Raw genomic sequence first — 18238 nt, 5'->3', positions numbered from 1 at the left:
GTTCACAACCCCACCCCACCCCGACACCCCACGTCCTTATCCACAGTCACAAATCCGTCCACAAACCCAGCCGAACATCGGACCGGATTGCCGGTGACTCGTCGGTGTGGCGGCGCTCAATGGCATCAGTCACACGCAATGCGAAAGGAACCAAGTCATGTTCGAAACACCGCTCACCGTGGTCGGCCACATTGTCAACAACCCCGAGCGCCGGCAGGTCGGAAGTCAGGAGGTCATGAAGTTCCGGGTAGCCAGCAATTCGCGCCGCCGGACCGCGGACGGCGGTTGGGAGCCGGGGAACTCGCTGTTCATCAACGTCAATTGCTGGGGCAGGTTGGTCACCGGCGTCGGGGCCGCGCTGGGCAAGGGTGCCCCGGTGATCGTGGTGGGCTACGTCTACACCAGCGAGTACGAGGACCGCGACGGCAACCGCCGTTCGTCGCTGGAAATGCGCGCGACGTCCGTGGGGCCCGATGTCTCACGCGCGATCGTGCGTATCGAGAAACCCGGCTACACCGGTCCCGACGCCGAACCCGCGACCTCCGACACCGCGGCTGAGGTGGCCGACGGCGATGTGGTCGACTCCGCCGAAGGCGCCGACGACCCCGGACGGCTACCGCTGTCGGCGTAGCCGCGGGTCGGGCGTCGGGTTATCGCTGTTGGTTGATGCCTAGGATGGTCCGCGAGATCTTCTCGAAGACTAGAAAGGCAAAACCGCGGCATGGCTGAGTTCATCTACACGATGAAGAAGGTCCGCAAGGCGCACGGCGACAAGGTGATCCTCGACGACGTCACCTTGAGCTTCTTTCCGGGCGCCAAGATTGGCGTCGTCGGCCCCAACGGTGCCGGTAAGTCGAGCGTCTTGCGGATCATGGCCGGGCTGGACAAGCCGAACAACGGCGACGCGTTCCTGGCCAACGACGCCACGGTTGGCATTCTGCTCCAGGAACCGCCGCTGAACGAGGAAAAGACGGTGCGCGGCAACGTCGAAGAGGGCCTCGGCGAGATTAAGGTCAAGCTGGACCGCTTCAACGAGGTCGCCGAGCTGATGGCCACCGACTACTCCGACGAGCTGATGGAGGAGATGGGCCGGCTGCAGGAGGAGCTGGACCATGCCGACGCGTGGGACCTGGACTCGCAGCTGGAGCAGGCCATGGACGCGCTGCGCTGCCCGCCGGCCGATGAGCCGGTGACAAACCTTTCCGGTGGTGAGCGCCGCCGGGTGGCGTTGTGCAAGCTGCTGCTGTCCAAGCCCGACCTGCTGCTGCTCGACGAGCCGACCAACCACCTCGACGCCGAGAGTGTGCAGTGGCTCGAACAGCACCTCGCCAGCTACGCCGGTGCGATCCTGGCCGTCACCCACGACCGCTACTTCCTCGACAACGTCGCCGAGTGGATCCTCGAGCTTGACCGAGGCCGCGCCTACCCCTACGAGGGCAACTACTCGACGTACCTGGAGAAAAAGGCCGAGCGCATCGCGGTCCAGGGCCGCAAGGATGCCAAGCTGCAGAAGCGGCTGACCGAGGAGCTGGCCTGGGTGCGGTCTGGGGCCAAAGCCCGCCAAGCCAAGAGCAAGGCGCGCCTGCAGCGCTACGAAGAAATGGTCGCCGAGGCCGAGAAGACCCGGAAGCTCGACTTCGAGGAAATCCAGATTCCGGTCGGACCACGGCTGGGCAACGTGGTCGTCGAGGTCGAGCATCTGGACAAGGGTTACGACGGACGCACCCTCATCAAGGATCTGTCGTTCACCTTGCCCCGCAACGGCATCGTCGGCGTCATCGGCCCCAACGGTGTCGGCAAGACCACGCTGTTCAAGACCATCGTCGGGCTCGAGCAGCCGGACAGCGGCACCGTCAAGGTCGGCGAGACCGTCAAACTCAGCTACGTCGACCAGACCCGTGCGGGCATCGACCCGAAGAAAACGGTGTGGGAAGTGGTTTCCGACGGACTGGACCACATCGTCGTCGGCCAGAGCGAAGTGCCGTCGCGAGCCTACGTGTCGGCATTCGGATTCAAGGGTCCCGACCAGCAGAAGCCCGCCGGCGTCCTATCCGGCGGCGAGCGTAACCGGCTCAACCTGGCGCTCACCCTCAAGCAGGGCGGCAACCTCATCCTGCTGGACGAGCCGACCAACGACCTCGACGTCGAAACGCTGGGTTCGCTGGAGAACGCCCTCGAGCAATTCCCGGGCTGCGCGGTGGTGATTTCGCACGACCGCTGGTTCCTCGACCGCACCTGCACCCACATCTTGGCCTGGGAGGGCGACGACGACAACGAAGCCAAGTGGTTCTGGTTCGAAGGCAACTTCGGTGCCTACGAGGAAAACAAAGTGGAACGACTAGGGGCCGACGCCGCCAGGCCGCACCGGGTGACCCACCGCAAGTTGACGCGGGACTAGTCTCAGCCTTGCCAGCTGCCCGCCGACGACGCGTCCGATTCGGCCGCCCGAGGATGGAGTGACTGAGCAAGTGCCACCCGTCCTGAGTTGGGAGCAAGCGGCATGACAATCGGTTCCGGACCGAAGCAGCAGACCACGCCGTGGACCTCGTTCACCACGATGTCGGAAATTCCCGAATGGATCTGTAAGGCCTACATCGAGACCTACCGCGGCCCGCACGACGCCGAACCCGGCAACCCAGAAAGCGGACCGGCCGACCCGGCAGCCGCGGCCGCGGTGGTCACCCCGGCATTGCTGGGCGCGCACTACCGACTGGGCCAGCACCGCCCACCCGGCGCCAGCGGCGTCGCCGTCTACCCGCCCGATGACCCCGCGGGCTTCGGTCCCGCGTTGCAGGTAGTCACCGACCACGGCGGCATGCTGATGGACTCCATCACCGTGCTACTGCATCGGCTCGGCGTCCCCTATGCGGCACTGATGACCCCGGTGTTCGATGTGCAGCGCGATCCCGCAGGCGAGCTGATCAGTATCGAGCCGAAAGCCCCCGGCACACCGCAATACGTCGGCGAGGCCTGGATTCACATCCACTTCGTCCCCTCCGTCGACACCAAGGCGCTCGCCGAGGTCGAGCGGGTACTGCCCAAGGTCCTCAGCGACGTGCAGCGGGTCGCCGCGGACTCGGCGGCGATGATCGCCGGCCTGAGCAACCTGGCTGCCGACGTGGAAACCAACATCGGTGGGCGCTTCACCGCCCCCGACCGCCAGGACGTCTCGGCACTGCTGCGCTGGCTGGGCAACGGCAATTTCCTGCTCCTGGGCTACCAGCGCTGCCTGGTGCACGACGGCCTGGTATCCGGTGACGGCACAAGCGGTCTCGGCGTGCTGCGCGACCGCGCCGGGAAACGCCCGCGCCTCACCGACGCCGACAAGTTGCTGGTGCTGGCGCAGGCTACCGTTGGCAGCTACCTGCGCTACGGCGCATACCCCTACGCGATCGGGGTGCGCGAATACGTCGACGGCGAAGTCGTCGAGCACCGGTTCGTCGGGCTGTTCACCGTCGCGGCGATGAACGCCGACGTGCTGGAGATCCCGGCGATCTCGCGCCGGGTCCGCGAGGCGCTGGCGATGGCCGCCGACGATCCCGTGCACCCGGCCCAGCTGTTGCTCGACGTGATCCAGACCGTGCCGCGCTCGGAGTTGTTCACCCTTAGCGGCGAACGGCTTTTCACGATGGCCAAGGCCGTGGTGGATATGGGATCGCAACGGCGAGCGTTACTGTTCGTGCGCGCCGACCGGCTGCGCTACTTCGTGTCCTGCCTGGTGTACGTGCCCCGTGACCGCTACACCACGGCGGTACGTCTGCAGATCGAGGACATCTTGGTCCGCGAATTCGGCGGCACCAGACTGGAATTCACCGCACGGGTCAGTGAATCGCCCTGGGCGCTCATGCATTTCATGGTCCGGTTACCCGAAGACGCCGGCCCGGTCGATGTTTCGGAAGCCAACCGGACCCGGATTCAGGCGCTGGTCAGCGAGGCCGCGCGCACCTGGTCGGACCGTCTGGTGGCGGCGGCACCGACCGGGACGGTCACCCATGCCGATGCCGAGCACTACGCCGCCGCATTCTCCGAGGCATACAAGTCGGCGATCACGCCCGAGGACGCCATCGGGCAGATCGCCATTATCAAAGAGCTGACCGATGATTCGGTCAAGCTGGTGTTCTCCGACGACGGTGACGGGCTGGCCCAACTCAACTGGTTTTTGGGCGGGCACAGCGCCTCGCTGAGTCAGCTGTTGCCGATGTTGCAGAGCATGGGCGTCGTCGTCCTCGAGGAACGCCCGTTCACGGTGGCCCGACCGGACGGACTGCCGGTGTGGATCTACCAGTTCCGAATCTCGACGCACCCGTCCGTCCGGCTGGCCGAGGCGGCCGCCGAGCGCGACGCGATGGCCGAACGGTTCGCCGATGCGGTGACCGCGATCTGGCACGGCCGGGTCGAGATCGACCGGTTCAACGAGCTGGTGATGCGGGCCGGGCTGACCTGGCAACAGGTCGTGTTGTTGCGCGCCTACGCAAAATACTTGCGTCAGGCCAACTTTCCCTACAGTCAGTCCTACATCGAGTCGGTGCTCAACGAGCATCCCTCGACCGCACGATCGCTCGTGCTGTTGTTCGAAGCGCTCTTCGATCCCAACACCTCGAACTCGCCGACCGGTCGCGACGCGCAGGCCGCCGCGGCCGCGGTCGCCGCGGACATCGACGCGCTGGTGAGTTTGGACACCGACCGCATCCTGCGAGCCTTCGCCTCCCTGGTGCAGGCCACCTTGCGGACCAATTACTTTGTCACACGCAAAGGTTCGGCCCGGGTCCGGAATGTGTTGGCGATCAAGCTCGACGCCCAGCTGATCGACGAGCTGCCGTTGCCGCGACCCAAGTTCGAGATCTTCGTGTACTCGCCGCGGGTTGAGGGCGTGCACCTGCGGTTCGGCCCGGTCGCCCGGGGCGGGTTGCGCTGGTCGGACCGCCGCGACGACTTCCGCACCGAAATCCTGGGCCTGGTCAAGGCTCAGGCGGTGAAGAACGCCGTCATCGTTCCGGTCGGCGCGAAGGGCGGCTTCGTGCTCAAGCGGCCACCGCTGCTCACCGGGGATCCCGCGACCGACCGCGACGCCACCCGGGCCGAGGGCGTCGCTTGCTACCAACTCTTCATCTCGGGTCTGCTCGACGTCACCGACAACGTCGATCACGCCACCGGAAAGGTTAGTCCGCCAACGCAAGTGGTGCGCCGCGACGGCGACGACGCCTACCTCGTAGTGGCCGCGGACAAGGGCACCGCCACCTTCTCCGACATCGCCAATGACGTCGCCAAGTCCTACGGATTCTGGCTGGGCGACGCGTTCGCGTCCGGCGGCTCGGTGGGCTACGACCACAAGGCGATGGGCATCACCGCCCGGGGCGCCTGGGAGGCCGTCAAGCGGCACTTCCGGGAAATGGGCGTCGACACCCAGACCGACGATTTCACGGTCGTGGGCATCGGCGACATGAGTGGCGACGTGTTCGGCAACGGCATGCTGCTGAGCAAGCACATCCGGCTGATCGCGGCGTTCGATCACCGGCACATCTTCTTGGATCCCGACCCCGACGCCGCCTCGTCCTGGACCGAGCGGCGGCGAATGTTCGACCTGCCACGATCCAGCTGGGAGGACTACGACACGTCGCTGATCAGCGCCGGTGGCGGCGTCTACAGCCGCGATCAAAAAGCCATCCCGGTCAGCCCGCAGGTGCGCATCGCCCTCGGCATCGACGAGGACGTCACCGAGATGTCCCCGCCGAACCTGATCAAGGCCATCCTGCTGGCGCCGGTGGACCTGTTGTTCAACGGCGGCATCGGCACCTACATCAAAGCCGAAACCGAATCCGACGCCGACGTGGGCGACCGCGCCAACGATCCGGTGCGCGTCAACGGAAACCAATTGCGCGCCAAGGTTGTTGGCGAGGGGGGCAATCTCGGGGTGACGGCGCTGGGTCGGGTCGAGTTCGACCTGTCCGGCGGTCGGATCAATACCGATGCAATGGACAACTCGGCCGGCGTGGATTGCTCCGACCACGAGGTGAACATCAAGATTCTGATCGATTCGCTGGTGACCGCGGGCAAGGTCGACGCCGAGGAACGCAGCCAACTCCTGGAATCGATGACCGACGAGGTCGCCGCGCTGGTGCTCACCGACAACGAGGACCAGAACGACCTGATCGGAACCAGCCGGGCCAACGCCGCCAGCCTGCTGCCCGTGCACGCTGCGCAGATCAAACACCTCGAGGAACGCGGCGTCGATCGCGAGCTGGAAGCGTTGCCGTCGGAGAAGGAGATCGCGCGGCGCGCCGAGGCCGGCATCGGGTTGACCTCACCGGAGCTGTGCACGCTGATGGCCCACGTCAAACTGGCCCTCAAAGAGGAGATGCTGACCACCGAACTGCCGGAGCAGGACGTGTTCGCGTCGCGGCTGCCCCGATACTTCCCGACGCCGTTGCGGGAGCGGTTCGGTCCGGAGATTCGCACCCACCAACTGCGCCGCGAGATCGTCACGACGATGCTGATCAACGAACTCGTCGACGCCGCCGGCATCAGCTACGCGTTCCGCCTCAGCCAGGACGTCGGTGTCGGGCCGATCGACGCGGTGCGCACCTGGGTGGCCACCGACGCCATCTTCGAGATCGACCACATCTGGCGCGGCATCCGGGCGGCCGACATTCCGGTCGCCCTGTCGGACCGGATGACGCTGGACACCCGACGGCTGATCGACCGCGCCGGCCGCTGGCTGCTCAACTACCGGCCGCAACCGCTGGCCGTCGGCGCCGAGATCAACCGCTTCGCCTCAAAGGTCAAGGCGCTCACCCCGCGGATGTCGGAGTGGCTGCGCGGTGACGACAAGGCCATCGTCGAACAGGAAGCCGCGGAATTCGCCTCGCAGGGCGCACCCGAGGACCTGGCCTACCTGGTGGCGGCCGGTCTGTACCGGTTCAGCCTGCTCGACGTCATCGACATCGCGGACATCACCGACACCGACGCCGCCGAGGTCGCCGACACCTACTTCGCGCTGATGGACCGGCTGGGCACCGACGGCCTGCTCACCGCGGTGTCCGCACTGCCACGGTACGACCGCTGGCATTCGTTGGCGCGCTTGGCCATTCGTGACGACATTTACGCCTCGCTGCGGTCGCTATGCCTGGACGTGTTGGCGGTCGGGGAGCCGGACGAAAGTGGCGAAGAGAAGATCGTCGAGTGGGAACACATCAGCGCCTCCCGCGTGGAGCGGGCACGCCGCACGCTCACCGAGATCTATGAGAGCGGCGCGACGGACCTTGCCACGCTGTCGGTGGCCGCCCGCCAGATCCGCCGCATGACCCGCACCAGCGGACGGGGGACGTCGGGATGACCGTCGGGATGAACGTCGGGTTTGTCGCGCCGGTGCCGGTGCGGTGGTCGGACATCGACATGTACCAGCACATCAACCACGCCACCATGGTCACGATTCTCGAGGAAGCTCGAGTCCCCTTCCTCAGGGAGCCGTTCGGCGCCGACATCGCCACGATCGGCCTGCTGATCGCCGACGTGCGCGTCACTTACAAGGACCAGCTGCGGCTGGCCGATTCGCCGCTGCAGGTGACGATGTGGACCAAACGGCTGCGCGCGGTCGATTTCACCCTGGGTTACGAAGTGCGTTCCGTGCTGGCCGCACCGGATTCCAAACCCGCCGTCATCGCCGAATCGCAGCTGGCCGCCGTCCACATCGAGCAGCAGCGGCTGGTCCGGCTCACCGCAGCGCATCGCGAGTATCTGCAACGGTGGCTGCGCTAACCGATCGCGGATTGTGGCTGGGCCCGGCAGAGCCGGACGCCCAGCGGGCGAATCTGTCGGCGTTCGTCGACCACGCGCTGCGCCTGGACGAAGCCGCCGTGATCCGGCTGCACGCCCGCGATTCCGGACTGCTCAGCGCTTGGCTGGCAACAGGTTTCGACGTGCTGGCCAGCCGGGCGGTGGCGGGCACCGTGCGCCCGGCCGACATGACGGTCGGCGCAGCGGATTTGAGCCGCGGATTGGCAGCGATGGACGAGACCGGTTATGTTGACCCGGGTTTCGCGATGGACTCGTCGTGGCGCGGCGCGCTGCCCCCGGAATCGGGCTTCACCCACCTCGACGACGTACCGGCCCGGGTGATGCTGGACCTGGCGCAGCGGGGCGCGCGGCTGGCCAAGGAACACGGCAGCGCCCACGGGCCGCCGGTGTCGCTGCTCGACCAGGAGGTCATCCGGGTCAGCGCGGCCGACACCAGCGTGGGGCTGCCGATGCGTTGCGTGTTCGCCCTGACCGCCATGGGATTTCTGCCGCAGTCACCGGAGGCGGTCGGCGCCGACGAAATGATCAGGGTGAGAATAATGCCGTCCTGGTTGCGCCTGGACGCCAAATTCGGCACCGTGTACCGCCGCCGTGGCGACGCCGCACTGGTGCTGCGCTGACGCTGGCGTCAGGTCCCGTAGCGCAGCCACAGCGGCAAAACCGCGTCCAGGTAATCCATGAACTTCTTCAGGCCCACCCGGTACTGGCCAAACCCGTAGGGGTCCTTCGCGTACTCCGGAAACGCGATGCCCAGCCCGAACAAGCCGGGCGCGATGATGCCGTTCTGTTGGTTGTACTCCAGCGGACCCCACTGCGGGGTCTCCGGTAATTTCCGGCGCTCGAAGCCGACGGTGTAGACCACGCGGTCGCAGCTCGCGAGCTTCTCGTCGAATTCCGGGCTGTCCACCAGGTAGCGTTCGAGCCGGTCCGGGAAGTCGCCGTCGATGTTCTCGCGGGCCCACTGCGCCGCCCGGCCCTTGAGGCCGGTGTCGTCGAACAAAATCCAATCGTCCAGGTACACAGCGTATTTGAGCGGGCTGCGGTAGAAGTTGAGCACTTTCTCGACGGGATGGCGCAGCAGGTGCGGCAGGGCGATCATCGACGAGTGCGACGAGCCGAACACGGCGACCGTGGCGCCCTCGAGCGGTTCGGCCGCCAGCTTTTCGGGATCCAGCGCCACCTCGACGGGAATCTCCTTGAGGTGGGGATGGGAAAGCCTCTTGGGGACGGCGCCGACGGCGAGCACGACATTGGCCGACGTGACGTCTTCGTGGTCGGTTTCGATCCGCCATCGCCGCTGCCCCAGCCGCAGGGATGTCGCCGTCGCGTGGACCGCTCGCACCCGCTCACGCAGCTGTTCGGTGACCCACACCAACGGATCCGCGACCAAGGCCAGCGCGCATGTTTCCCGCGGATCGACTTCCCGCAGCGGGGTGGGCGGCGCCTCGGAGAACCGGAATGCCGCGGAGCCGGCCAAGAAGTCGAGGAACGTCGAGGCAATGGTGTTGCTGGACACCGGCCGCCACTTCTGACCGAGGTCGCCCACAGCGAAGGCCGGATCGATCCAGGCGATCTTGTGCGCAGCGACGCCGTGATCGAGCAGCCTGCCCACCGCGGCGATGCCCGCCGGGCCGGCCCCAATCACTGTCCACTCGTACGTCGGCATGTACTAGATATAGAGGAACGGACGCCTCGACGCTTGCGTCGCCGACGCGCGGCTAGACCAGCCAGGCCGCCGTGTCGTTTGGCAATCGACCGTCGACCAACGGTGCGCTGGCCAGAATTACTTCGCCGGACGGCAGCGGCATCGGGCGCTCGCCGGTGTTCAGGGCGCAGATCAGCCCGCCGGCCGTACGCCGAAATGCCAACCCGTCCGCCGATGCGCTCAACCACTCCAGTTCGCCACCGTCGAATTCGCTTCGCTCCCTGCGTAATTGGAGCGCAGTGCGAAAGAACGCCAATGTCGAATTCGGATCGGCGTCCTGCCGCTCGACGGTCAGCGACGCCCAGTCGGCGGGCATCGGCAACCAGGTGTCGGGGGAACTGGAGAAGCCGAACGGCGGTGCCGTGCCGGACCACGGCAGCGGGACCCGGCACTTGTCGCGGCCCCGCTCGACGTGGCCCGAGCGTTCCCACGTCGGGTCCTGCAGTACCTCGTCGGGCAGGTCCAGCACGTCGGGCAGCCCCAGCTCCTCGCCGTTGTAGATGAACACCGCGCCCGGCAGCGCGAGCATCACCATCGCCATCGCACGCGCGCGGCGCAACCCGATTTCGCCGCCCCCGTAGCGGGTGACCTCCCGGCCCACGTCGTGATTGGACAGCGTCCACGTCGGCACCGATTTGTAGACCGCGGTAGCCGCGAGCGAATTCTGGATCGCGTCGTGGATTTGGGCGGCGTCGAAGTCGATCTTGGTCAGCCGGAAGTTGAATCCCAGATGCAGTTCGTCGGGTCGCAGATACTCGGCCCACAGCAGGTTGTCCATCACCCAGACCTCGCCGATCGTCACCGCATCGGGGTAGTCATCGACGATCTTGCGGATGCCGCGGTGAATGTCGTGCACGCTCGGGTTGTTGAATCGCGGGTCGTCGTCGCTGTGACTGAGCACCTTGACGTCACCCTTCGCGTCGGGCAGATCCGCCGGCTTGGCCATGCCATGGGCCACGTCGATGCGGAAGCCGTCAACGCCGCGCTCCAGCCAGAACCGCAGCGTCTTCTCGAAATCGTCGAAGACGTCCGGATGCTCCCAATTCAGGTCCGGCTGCTCGGTGTCGAACAGGTGCAGGTAGTACTGGCCCGGATTGCCGTCGGGCTCCACCACCCGCGTCCACGCGGGGCCGCCAAAGACCGAGGTCCAGTTGTTGGGCGGTAGCTCCCCGTCGGCGCCCCGGCCGTCGCGGAAGAAATACCGGTCCCGCGCGTCGGTGCCGGGCCCCGCGGCCAGCGCCGCCTGAAACCACGGGTGGGCCGAGCTGGTGTGGTTGGGCACCACATCCATCGTGATCTTGATGCCCCGCTGGTGCGCCGCCGCGATCAGCCGTTCGATCGCGGGCATCCCGCCGAACAGCGGGTCGATGTCGCGGGGATCGGCGACGTCGTAGCCGTGGTCGGCCATCGGCGAGACGGTCACCGGGTTGAGCCAAATCGCGTCCACACCGAGCCGCTCCAGATGGTCCAGATGGGCCACCACGCCGTCGATATCACCGACCCCGTCGCCGTCGGTGTCGGCGAACGACCGTGGATACACCTGGTGAAAAACCGCGTTTGACCACCATGCGGGGCCCATGCTGCTCCGTTCGGTTCTCCGGCATCAAAACGATGAATTGACGAGTGAGTGGGCGGCCATTTCCAAATAGTCGAGTAGTTCGCGACGATGTTCGTCATCGAGAGTCCGGGTGTCGATCGATGCGACGGCGGTCCGCATGCAGCGCAACCACGCGTCGCGTTCGATGGGAGTGATCCGAAACGGCACGTGCCGCATCCGCAGTCGGGGATGTCCGCGCTGATCGGAGTAGGTCCGGGGGCCGCCCCAGTACTGCTCAAGGAACATCCGCAGCCGTTCTTCAGCACCCGCCAGATCGTCGAGGGGATACAGCTCCCGCAGGATCTCATCCTCGGGGACCTGCGCGTAGAACCGCGCCACGATCGTTCTGAAGGTTTCCGCACCGCCGACGGCGTCGTAAAAGGACTGTTGTACCTGATCCATCGCCCTCCATTGTGGTGCATTGGCGCCCCCGCAACGTCAAATCGGCCCGGGGCACGCCTGCTGTTCACTGGTTCGACACGGCGTGCACCTGCAATTAGGCGTGCGATTGGCGGCGAATCATGGTGGACTATCGGCGGAGGATTCATGGCGCAGGGCAAGAAACGCCGCAGCCACCGCAGTTCGGCTGGCACGGCAGGGCTAACCGGACCCGCACCCGCGTCGTCGTTGCATAGCGTTTCCCACCACCCCGGCCCGGGCGTTTCCCACCACCCCGGCCCGGGCCTTTCCCACCACCCCGCCCAGAATCTTTCCCACCACCCCGCCCGGGCCGCCGAAACCCATCCACCCGCCCGGCACGACAGCGCCTCCATCTGGAGCCGGCGCCGGGTGTTGCTGCTGAATTCCACCTACGAGCCGCTGACCGCGCTGCCCATGCGGCGGGCGATCGTGATGGTGATCTGCGGCAAGGCCGACGTGGTGCACCACGATCCGGCCGGTCCCGTCGTCCACTCGGCGACCCAGTCGATCGTGGTGCCGTCGGTGATCCAGTTGCGGTCCTACGTCCGGGTGCCCTACCGGGCCCGGGTTCCGATGACCCGCGCCGCGCTGATGCACCGCGACCGCTTCTGCTGCGCCTACTGCGGCGCGAAGGCCGACACCGTCGACCATGTGGTACCCCGCAGCCGCGGCGGCGAGCATTCGTGGGAGAACTGCGTCGCGTGCTGCTCGACGTGCAACCACCGCAAGGGCGACAAGCTGCTGACCGAGCTCGGCTGGGCGCTGCGGCGGGCCCCCTTGCCGCCGACCGGGCAGCACTGGCGACTGCTGTCGACGGTCAAAGAAATGGACCCCGCCTGGGCCCGGTATCTGGGCGAGGGTGCGGCCTGATCCGCAAAGTGGTGTCCACGCGCGCCCCGGCGGCACTCGGTGGGATACGGTTTCCGTCGTGAGCGCTATGGAGATTCACCTGTTAGTGGTCGGAATCCCGGCGTTGCTGGTGATCGTGCTGGCGGCGCTGATCTGGTCGCGCAAGGGCCCGCACCCGGCGACCTACAAGATGTCCGAGCCGTGGACGCATCCGCCGATTTTGTGGGCGGCCACCGACGAGGCGGTCGGCGGGGCACACGGACATCACTCATCGGAGTTCTCAGTCGGAGGTGGCGCCAGTGGCACGTGGTGAGGTAGCGACCAAAGAGCCCGCCGGGCTGCCGAAGGGGTTCGCCATCACGACGAGCGGGCGGCTGTCCGGTGTGACCGAGCCCGGTGAGCTTTCGTCGCACTACCCGTTCCCGATCAAGGACCTCGTCGCCATCGACGACGCCCTGAAATACGGTTCCCGCCAGTCGATGACGCGGTTCGCCATCTACCTCGGCGACTTGGGCAGCGACACGGCGGCCCGGGCCCGCGAGATCCTGGCCAAGGTGCCGACGCCGAACAACGCGGTGCTGCTGGCGGTGTCGCCCAACCAGTCCGTCATCGAGGTGGTGTACGGCGCGGACGTCCGCGGACGCGGCGCCGAGTCGGCCGCACCGCTCGGTGTCGCCGCGGCGTCGTCGGCGTTCGAGCAGGGGCACCTGGTCGACGGTCTGATCAGCGCGATCCGCGTGCTCAGCGCGGGGATCGCGCCGGCCTAACTCGCGGCCGGACTCCCGTCGAAAGCGCGGGCCCGTAACGCCCGCTTCACCCCGGCCTGCCCCTCCAGCACCAGGCGACGCAGGGCCGGCGGCACTTGTGACTCGGGGCCGGCCAGGAACTCGTCGGCGGCGGCGATCGCGTCCTCGCTGATGTCCCACGACGGGTAGAGTCCGATCACCACCGTCTGCGCGACCTCGCTGGAGCGCCGCGCCCACACCCCGGGAATCGCCTGGAAGTAGCGGGCGGTGAACGGTTTGAGCAACTCCGACTGACCCGGCGCGCCGAAGCCCGCGACGATCGCGCGGGTCGTCGCGTTGGCCAGCGTGTCGTCCTCCACCACGGTGGTGAATGCCTGCTCCTTGACCTCGGGTTGCGGGCGAGCCGCGGCGGCCTGGGCGCCGTGCCGCTTGCCGGTCGCCGTCGGGTCGCGCTGCACCTCGGCATCGATGAACCGCGTCTCGAGCCCGTCGGCGTCGACGTCGCCGGCGGCGGCCAGCGCGGTAACGATGCGCCACCGCAGGTCGGCGTCGATCTCCAGGTCGGCCAGGCCCGACTCGGCGGGGTCGCGGTCGAGCAGGTCGGCCAGCGTGGCGATGTGCCGGGTCGACAACACCGACGAACACAGCGTGTTGACGAAGGCGAGCTGGTGATCGGACCCGGGTTCGGCCGCGCGGGCCAGTTCCAGCACCCGATCGGCGAAGCGCGGCCAACCGTGCTCGCGAGCCCAGCTGGGCTCGGCGTAGGAGCCCAGCGCCGTCTGTGCCTGCAGCAGCAGTCGCTGGGCCACCCCGACTTCGGTCTCGGCCTGCACGCCTTGGGACACCAGCGCCACGAAGTCGCGGGCCCGCAGCTCGGCCTCGCGGGTCATCTCCCACGCCGCCGACCACACCAGCGAGCGGGGCAACGAGTCGGCGATGTCGGCGATGCGCCCCAGCGCCGTTTGCAACGACTGCGGGTCCAGCCGCAGCGAGCAGTAGGTCAGGTCGTCGTCGTTGACCAGGATCAACTTGCCGGACGACACACCAACCAGCGCAGGCACTTCCGTCTCGGCGCCGTCGACGTCGAGCTCTTCGCGGTGCACGCGCATCAACTTGCCGGCGTCGTCGTCGTAGACGCCGACCGCCAACCGGTGCACCCGGGTTTCACCCGCCCCGGGCGCCGCGCCGCTCTGCGTCACCGCGAACCGGGTGAACCTGCCGTCCGCGTCCACCTCGAACTCGGGGCGCAGCGTGTTCAACCCGGTGGTCTTCAGCCACTGCTGGCCCCAAGTCGACAGATCACGACCCGACGCCCGCTCCAGCGCGGTCAGCAGATCGCTGAACGTGGCGTTGCCGAAGGCGTGCGCCCGGAAGTAGTCGCGCAAGCCGGCCAGGAAGTGTTCCAGGCCGACGTAGGCGACCAGCTGCTTGAGCACCGAGGCGCCCTTGGCGTAGGTGATGCCGTCGAAGTTCACCTCGACCGCATGCAGGTCGGGGATGTCCGCTGCGATCGGGTGTGTCGACGGCAGCTGGTCCTGGCGGTATGCCCACGACTTCTCGACGGTCGCGAACGTCGTCCACGCCGACGTGTATTCCGTCGCTTCGGCCTGGCAAAGAACCGAGGCGAAGGTGGCAAAGGATTCGTTGAGCCACAAGTCATCCCACCACGTCATGGTCACCAGGTCGCCGAACCACATGTGCGCCATCTCGTGCAGCACCGTTTCTGCGCGCCGCTCGTAGGAGGCCCGGGTGACCTTGCTGCGGAAGACATAGTCCTCCAAAAATGTCACCGCTCCCGCGTTCTCCATTGCGCCAGCGTTGAATTCGGGGACGAACAGCTGGTCGTATTTGCCGAATGCGTAGGGCACGCCAAAGTTGTTGTGGTAGAAGGTGAATCCTTGCTTCGTCTCGGTGAACAACCGCTCGGGGTCCATGTGTTCGGCCAGCGAGGCCCGGCAATAGATGCCCAACGGGATCTCGCCGTGCTCGTCGCGATAGGAGTCCGTCCACTCGGCGTACGGGCCCGCGATCAGCGCAACCAGGTAGGTGCTCATCCGCGGGGTGACCGCGAACAGGTGCACGCGGTTGCCCGCCGACTCCTCGACCGACGACGTGGCGGCGTTCGAGATCACTTTCCAGTGCCGCGGCGCGGTCACCCGCACCTCGAAGGTCGCCTTGAGGTCGGGCTGGTCGAAGCAGGCGAACATCCGTTTGGCGTCGGCGGTTTCGAACTGCGAGTACAGGTAGATCTCGTTGTCCACCGGGTCGACAAAGCGGTGCAGGCCCTCACCGGTGTTGGAGTAACGGCAGTCGGCGTCGACGACGACGACGTTGCGGTCGGCCAGACCGCGCAACGGGATACCGGTCGATTCGTCGTAACCGGAAATGTCCACCTCTCGCCCGTTGAGGGTGGCGCTGCGAACGGTCTCGGCGGACAGGTCGATGACCGTGTCCGCGCCGGCCAATGCGTCGAACACCACGGTGGTGGTGGAGCGGAAGGTGCGGTCGCCGGGGCCGCCGTTACCGTCGGTCAAATCGAGGGTGATCTGGTAGCTGTCGACGGTGACGAGGGCCGCGCGCTCGATGGCTTGGTCGCGAGTCAGGTTAGGAAGGGCCACCCGTCCAACTTAGTAGCGCCGCCGTTTTGCGGTGCGAAACGGGAACACCCGCGCGGCGACTACGGTTGTGCTGAACGGTGTTGTGACCGTTTTCGCTTACTCGACCCCGCGGAGAGGACTGGCCGATGTCCCAGAAGACCCCTGTAAAAGACCAAGCCGATTTCTGGTTCGACCCGCTGTGCCCGTGGTGCTGGATCACCTCCCGCTGGATCCTCGAGGTCGAGAAGGTCCGCGACATCAAGGTGAACTTCCACGTCATGAGCCTCGCGGTGCTCAACGAGAACCGGGAGAACCTGCCGGAGAAGTACCAGGAGATGATGAAACGCGCATGGGGCCCGGTGCGGGTGGCGATCGCCGCCGAGCAGGCGCACGGACCGGCGGTGCTGGCGCCGCTCTACGCCGCGATGGGCACCCGAATTCACAACGAGGACAACAAGGATCTCGACGACGTCATCAAGCTGTCGCTCGAGGACGCGGGACTGCCGGCCGACCTGGCCAAGGCCGCCACCAGCACCGACTACGACGAGGCGTTGCGCAAGAGCCACCACGCCGGGATGGACGCAGTCGGCGATGACGTCGGCACCCCGACCATCCACGTCAACGGCGTGGCGTTCTTCGGGCCCGTACTGTCCAAGATTCCGCGCGGCGAAGAAGCCGGCAAGTTGTGGGACGCCTCGGTGATCTTTGCCTCTTATCCGCACTTCTTCGAGCTCAAGCGGACCCGGACCGAGGCCCCGGAGTTCGACTAGGTCTGCCGCTGCCCGCCGTGCACGGCGTCGTGCAGAATGACGGGCATGCGCGTCTACCTGGGTGCCGACCACGCCGGATTCGAGCTCAAGCAAGCGATCATCGAGCATCTGAAGAAAACCGGACACGAGCCGATCGATTGCGGCGCCTTCGCTTACGACGCCGACGACGACTATCCCGCGTTCTGCATCGCCGCGGCCACCCGCACGGTGGCCGACCCCGGCAGCCTGGGCATCGTGTTGGGCGGGTCGGGCAACGGCGAGCAGATCGCGGCCAACAAGGTGCCGGGCGCCCGCTGCGCGCTGGCGTGGAGCGTCGAGACCGCGTCGCTGGCGCGTGAGCACAACAACGCCCAACTGATCGGGATTGGCGGGCGCATGCACACCGTGGACGAGGCGCTGAGCTTCGTCGACGCCTTCCTCGCCACGCCGTGGTCGAAAGCGCAACGGCATCAACGGCGTATCGACATTCTGGACGAGTACGAACGCACGCACGACGCGCCGCCGGTGCCCGGTGCGCAGGGTTAAGCACCGCGTTGCCTGAGGGACACACCCTGCACCGGCTGGCCCGGTTGCATCAACGGCGGTTTGGCGGCGCACCGGTCGCCGTGTCCAGCCCGCAGGGCCGGTTCGCGGGGCCGGCGGCCGCGGTGAGCGGGCAGGTGCTGCGCAAGTCCAGCGCGTGGGGTAAGCACCTGTTCCACCACTACGCCAACGGTCCGATCGTGCACGTCCACCTGGGTCTGTACGGCAGCTTCACCGAATGGGAGCGCGGCGACGGCGCAACCCTTCCGGAAGCGGTCGGGCAGGTACGCATGCGGATGGTCGGCGCCGAGTACGGCACCGACCTGCGCGGCCCGACGGTCTGCGAGGTGATCGATGAGGCCGCGGTCAGCGACGTCGTGGCCAAGCTGGGCCCCGACCCGTTACGTAACGACGCCGACCCATCCTGGGCGTGGACCCGAATCACCAAGTCGCGCAGGCCCATCGGCGCGTTGCTGATGGATCAGACCGTCATCGCCGGGGTGGGCAACGTCTATCGCAGCGAATTGTTGTTCCGGCATCGCATCGACCCGTACCGGCCCGGACGGTCAATCGGCGACACGGAATTCGATGCGGCCTGGGCCGATTTGGTGGCGCTGATGAAGGTCGGCCTGCGGCGCGGCAAGATTATCGTGGTGCGGCCCGAGCACGACCACGGTTTGCCGTCGTACCGGCCGGATCGGCCCCGCACCTACGTCTACCGCCGTGCCGGCGAACCGTGCCGGGTTTGCGGCGGGCCGATCCGCACGGCGGTGTTGGAGGGGCGCAACCTGTTCTGGTGCCCGGCCTGTCAGAAGTGAGCACCGCACCGCCCGCCCGATTGGCAGGAAACTGCCAGGAAGAAACGCTGGCGTCTATAGTTTTCGGTCGGCCCCGGGCGGGTAAAAGTGCGCTGTGAAGATGATTCCTCGTTTAGCTGCAACGATTTTCGCCGGAGCTGCGGTCGCGGGTCTGGTTGGCGTCGGCAACGCCGCCGACGCGGTCGCGGCGCCCGGGCCATTCCCGCAGTGGTGCCCCGGGGAGTTCTGGGACCCGGGCTGGGGCAACAACTGGGACTGGAACAACTGCCATGACTGGCGCGGCGGGCCGCCGGATCGTCCGGGGGACCGCGGACCGGGGTGGGGCGGCCCCCCACCGCCGCCGGACCGGCCCTGGGGTCCGCCGCCGCCGCCAGGATGGCACCCCTGATCGATCCCTGACTGCCATCGCGCCCTGCCGGC

At 67.0% G+C, this 18238-nt stretch carries 16 protein-coding genes; 12 read left to right on the top strand and 4 right to left on the bottom strand.

The features are described from left to right. Positions 1-157 precede the first annotated feature (157 nt). The 5 genes from AWC25_RS21555 (at position 158) to AWC25_RS21535 (ending at position 8414) form a co-directional block, all read left to right on the top strand. Positions 158-631 (top strand): single-stranded DNA-binding protein, encoded by a 474-nt coding sequence (locus AWC25_RS21555; RefSeq protein ID WP_085167561.1) that lies wholly within the window; start codon positions 158-160, stop codon positions 629-631. A gap of 90 nt (positions 632-721) precedes the next feature. Beyond that, entirely contained in the window at positions 722-2398 is a 1677-nt protein-coding gene (gene ettA / locus AWC25_RS21550; protein ID WP_085167551.1) for an energy-dependent translational throttle protein EttA, read from the top strand. A 102-nt stretch (positions 2399-2500) separates the two neighbouring features. Then, positions 2501-7333 (top strand): NAD-glutamate dehydrogenase, encoded by a 4833-nt coding sequence (locus AWC25_RS21545; RefSeq protein ID WP_069399025.1) that lies wholly within the window; start codon positions 2501-2503, stop codon positions 7331-7333. Between the two features lie 8 nt (positions 7334-7341). Further along, a complete protein-coding gene (locus tag AWC25_RS21540; protein ID WP_085167559.1) occupies positions 7342-7755 on the top strand; it encodes an acyl-CoA thioesterase in 414 nt (137 codons plus the stop codon). Beyond that, a complete protein-coding gene (locus AWC25_RS21535) occupies positions 7743-8414 on the top strand; it encodes a DUF8185 domain-containing protein (RefSeq protein WP_069399024.1) in 672 nt (223 codons plus the stop codon). Before AWC25_RS21540 ends, AWC25_RS21535 begins: the two co-directional genes overlap by 13 nt. A gap of 8 nt (positions 8415-8422) precedes the next feature. Here the strand turns inward: AWC25_RS21535 and AWC25_RS21530 are convergent, their stop codons facing one another. The 3 genes from AWC25_RS21530 to AWC25_RS21520 form a co-directional block, all read right to left on the bottom strand. Beyond that, the gene (locus AWC25_RS21530; protein WP_069399023.1) at positions 8423-9439 is read right to left on the bottom strand and encodes an NAD(P)/FAD-dependent oxidoreductase; all 1017 of its coding nucleotides are present in this window, start codon (positions 9437-9439) and stop codon (positions 8423-8425) included. A gap of 73 nt (positions 9440-9512) precedes the next feature. Beyond that, positions 9513-11078 (bottom strand): glycoside hydrolase family 13 protein, encoded by a 1566-nt coding sequence (locus tag AWC25_RS21525; RefSeq protein WP_069399022.1) that lies wholly within the window; start codon positions 11076-11078, stop codon positions 9513-9515. Between the two features lie 24 nt (positions 11079-11102). Further along, a complete protein-coding gene (locus AWC25_RS21520) occupies positions 11103-11498 on the bottom strand; it encodes a globin (RefSeq protein WP_069399021.1) in 396 nt (131 codons plus the stop codon). Between the two features lie 144 nt (positions 11499-11642). Between AWC25_RS21520 and AWC25_RS21515 the strand changes: the two genes are divergently transcribed. The 3 genes from AWC25_RS21515 (at position 11643) to AWC25_RS21505 (ending at position 13132) form a co-directional block, all read left to right on the top strand. Continuing rightward, entirely contained in the window at positions 11643-12386 is a 744-nt protein-coding gene (locus AWC25_RS21515; protein WP_084229154.1) for an HNH endonuclease, read from the top strand. Positions 12387-12453: 67 nt separating this feature from the next. After that, the gene (gene ctaJ / locus AWC25_RS21510; RefSeq protein WP_069399019.1) at positions 12454-12678 is read left to right on the top strand and encodes an aa3-type cytochrome oxidase subunit CtaJ; all 225 of its coding nucleotides are present in this window, start codon (positions 12454-12456) and stop codon (positions 12676-12678) included. After that, positions 12665-13132, top strand: coding sequence for a DUF5130 domain-containing protein (locus AWC25_RS21505; RefSeq protein ID WP_069399018.1), 468 nt, complete (start codon positions 12665-12667; stop codon positions 13130-13132). The genes ctaJ and AWC25_RS21505 overlap by 14 nt, the downstream gene beginning before the upstream one ends. On the opposite strand, the gene pepN is transcribed toward AWC25_RS21505, so the two are convergent. Then, the gene (gene pepN, locus AWC25_RS21500; protein ID WP_069399017.1) at positions 13129-15729 is read right to left on the bottom strand and encodes an aminopeptidase N; all 2601 of its coding nucleotides are present in this window, start codon (positions 15727-15729) and stop codon (positions 13129-13131) included. The two genes, AWC25_RS21505 and pepN, sit on opposite strands and share 4 nt — an antisense overlap. Before the next feature lie 125 nt (positions 15730-15854). Here pepN and AWC25_RS21495 point away from each other — a divergent pair, with 125 nt between their 5' ends. The 4 genes from AWC25_RS21495 (at position 15855) to AWC25_RS21480 (ending at position 18206) form a co-directional block, all read left to right on the top strand. Beyond that, positions 15855-16478: a mycothiol-dependent nitroreductase Rv2466c family protein gene (locus AWC25_RS21495; RefSeq protein WP_069399016.1), complete on the top strand. Its 624-nt coding sequence runs from the start codon at positions 15855-15857 to the stop codon at positions 16476-16478. 45 nt (positions 16479-16523) lie between these two features. Then, entirely contained in the window at positions 16524-17003 is a 480-nt protein-coding gene (locus AWC25_RS21490; protein ID WP_069399015.1) for a ribose-5-phosphate isomerase, read from the top strand. An 8-nt stretch (positions 17004-17011) separates the two neighbouring features. Continuing rightward, positions 17012-17818 carry an Fpg/Nei family DNA glycosylase gene (locus AWC25_RS21485; RefSeq protein WP_069399014.1) on the top strand — a complete coding sequence of 269 codons (807 nt, stop codon included), beginning with the start codon at positions 17012-17014 and terminating at the stop codon, positions 17816-17818. Positions 17819-17918: 100 nt separating this feature from the next. Next, the gene (locus AWC25_RS21480; protein ID WP_084229159.1) at positions 17919-18206 is read left to right on the top strand and encodes an Mtp family mycobacterial-type pilin; all 288 of its coding nucleotides are present in this window, start codon (positions 17919-17921) and stop codon (positions 18204-18206) included. The last annotated feature ends 32 nt before the right edge of the window (positions 18207-18238 follow it).

The organism is Mycobacterium sherrisii, assembly GCF_002102355.1.
In the GTDB taxonomy this organism is placed as follows: Bacteria; Actinomycetota; Actinomycetes; order Mycobacteriales; family Mycobacteriaceae; genus Mycobacterium; species Mycobacterium sherrisii.
The sequence above is the reverse complement of the archived record's forward strand: the minus strand, read 5'-3'. Positions and strand labels throughout refer to the sequence as shown.

Coding starts and splice junctions, on each gene's coding strand:
- AWC25_RS21555 (WP_085167561.1), top strand. CDS start 158: ATGTTCGAAACACCGCTCACCGTGGTCGGCCACATTGTCAACAACCCC.
- ettA (WP_085167551.1), top strand. CDS start 722: ATGGCTGAGTTCATCTACACGATGAAGAAGGTCCGCAAGGCGCACGGC.
- AWC25_RS21545 (WP_069399025.1), top strand. CDS start 2,501: ATGACAATCGGTTCCGGACCGAAGCAGCAGACCACGCCGTGGACCTCG.
- AWC25_RS21540 (WP_085167559.1), top strand. CDS start 7,342: ATGAACGTCGGGTTTGTCGCGCCGGTGCCGGTGCGGTGGTCGGACATC.
- AWC25_RS21525 (WP_069399022.1), bottom strand. CDS start 11,078: ATGGGCCCCGCATGGTGGTCAAACGCGGTTTTTCACCAGGTGTATCCA.
- AWC25_RS21520 (WP_069399021.1), bottom strand. CDS start 11,498: ATGGATCAGGTACAACAGTCCTTTTACGACGCCGTCGGCGGTGCGGAA.
- AWC25_RS21515 (WP_084229154.1), top strand. CDS start 11,643: ATGGCGCAGGGCAAGAAACGCCGCAGCCACCGCAGTTCGGCTGGCACG.
- ctaJ (WP_069399019.1), top strand. CDS start 12,454: ATGGAGATTCACCTGTTAGTGGTCGGAATCCCGGCGTTGCTGGTGATC.
- AWC25_RS21495 (WP_069399016.1), top strand. CDS start 15,855: ATGTCCCAGAAGACCCCTGTAAAAGACCAAGCCGATTTCTGGTTCGAC.
- AWC25_RS21490 (WP_069399015.1), top strand. CDS start 16,524: ATGCGCGTCTACCTGGGTGCCGACCACGCCGGATTCGAGCTCAAGCAA.
- AWC25_RS21480 (WP_084229159.1), top strand. CDS start 17,919: ATGATTCCTCGTTTAGCTGCAACGATTTTCGCCGGAGCTGCGGTCGCG.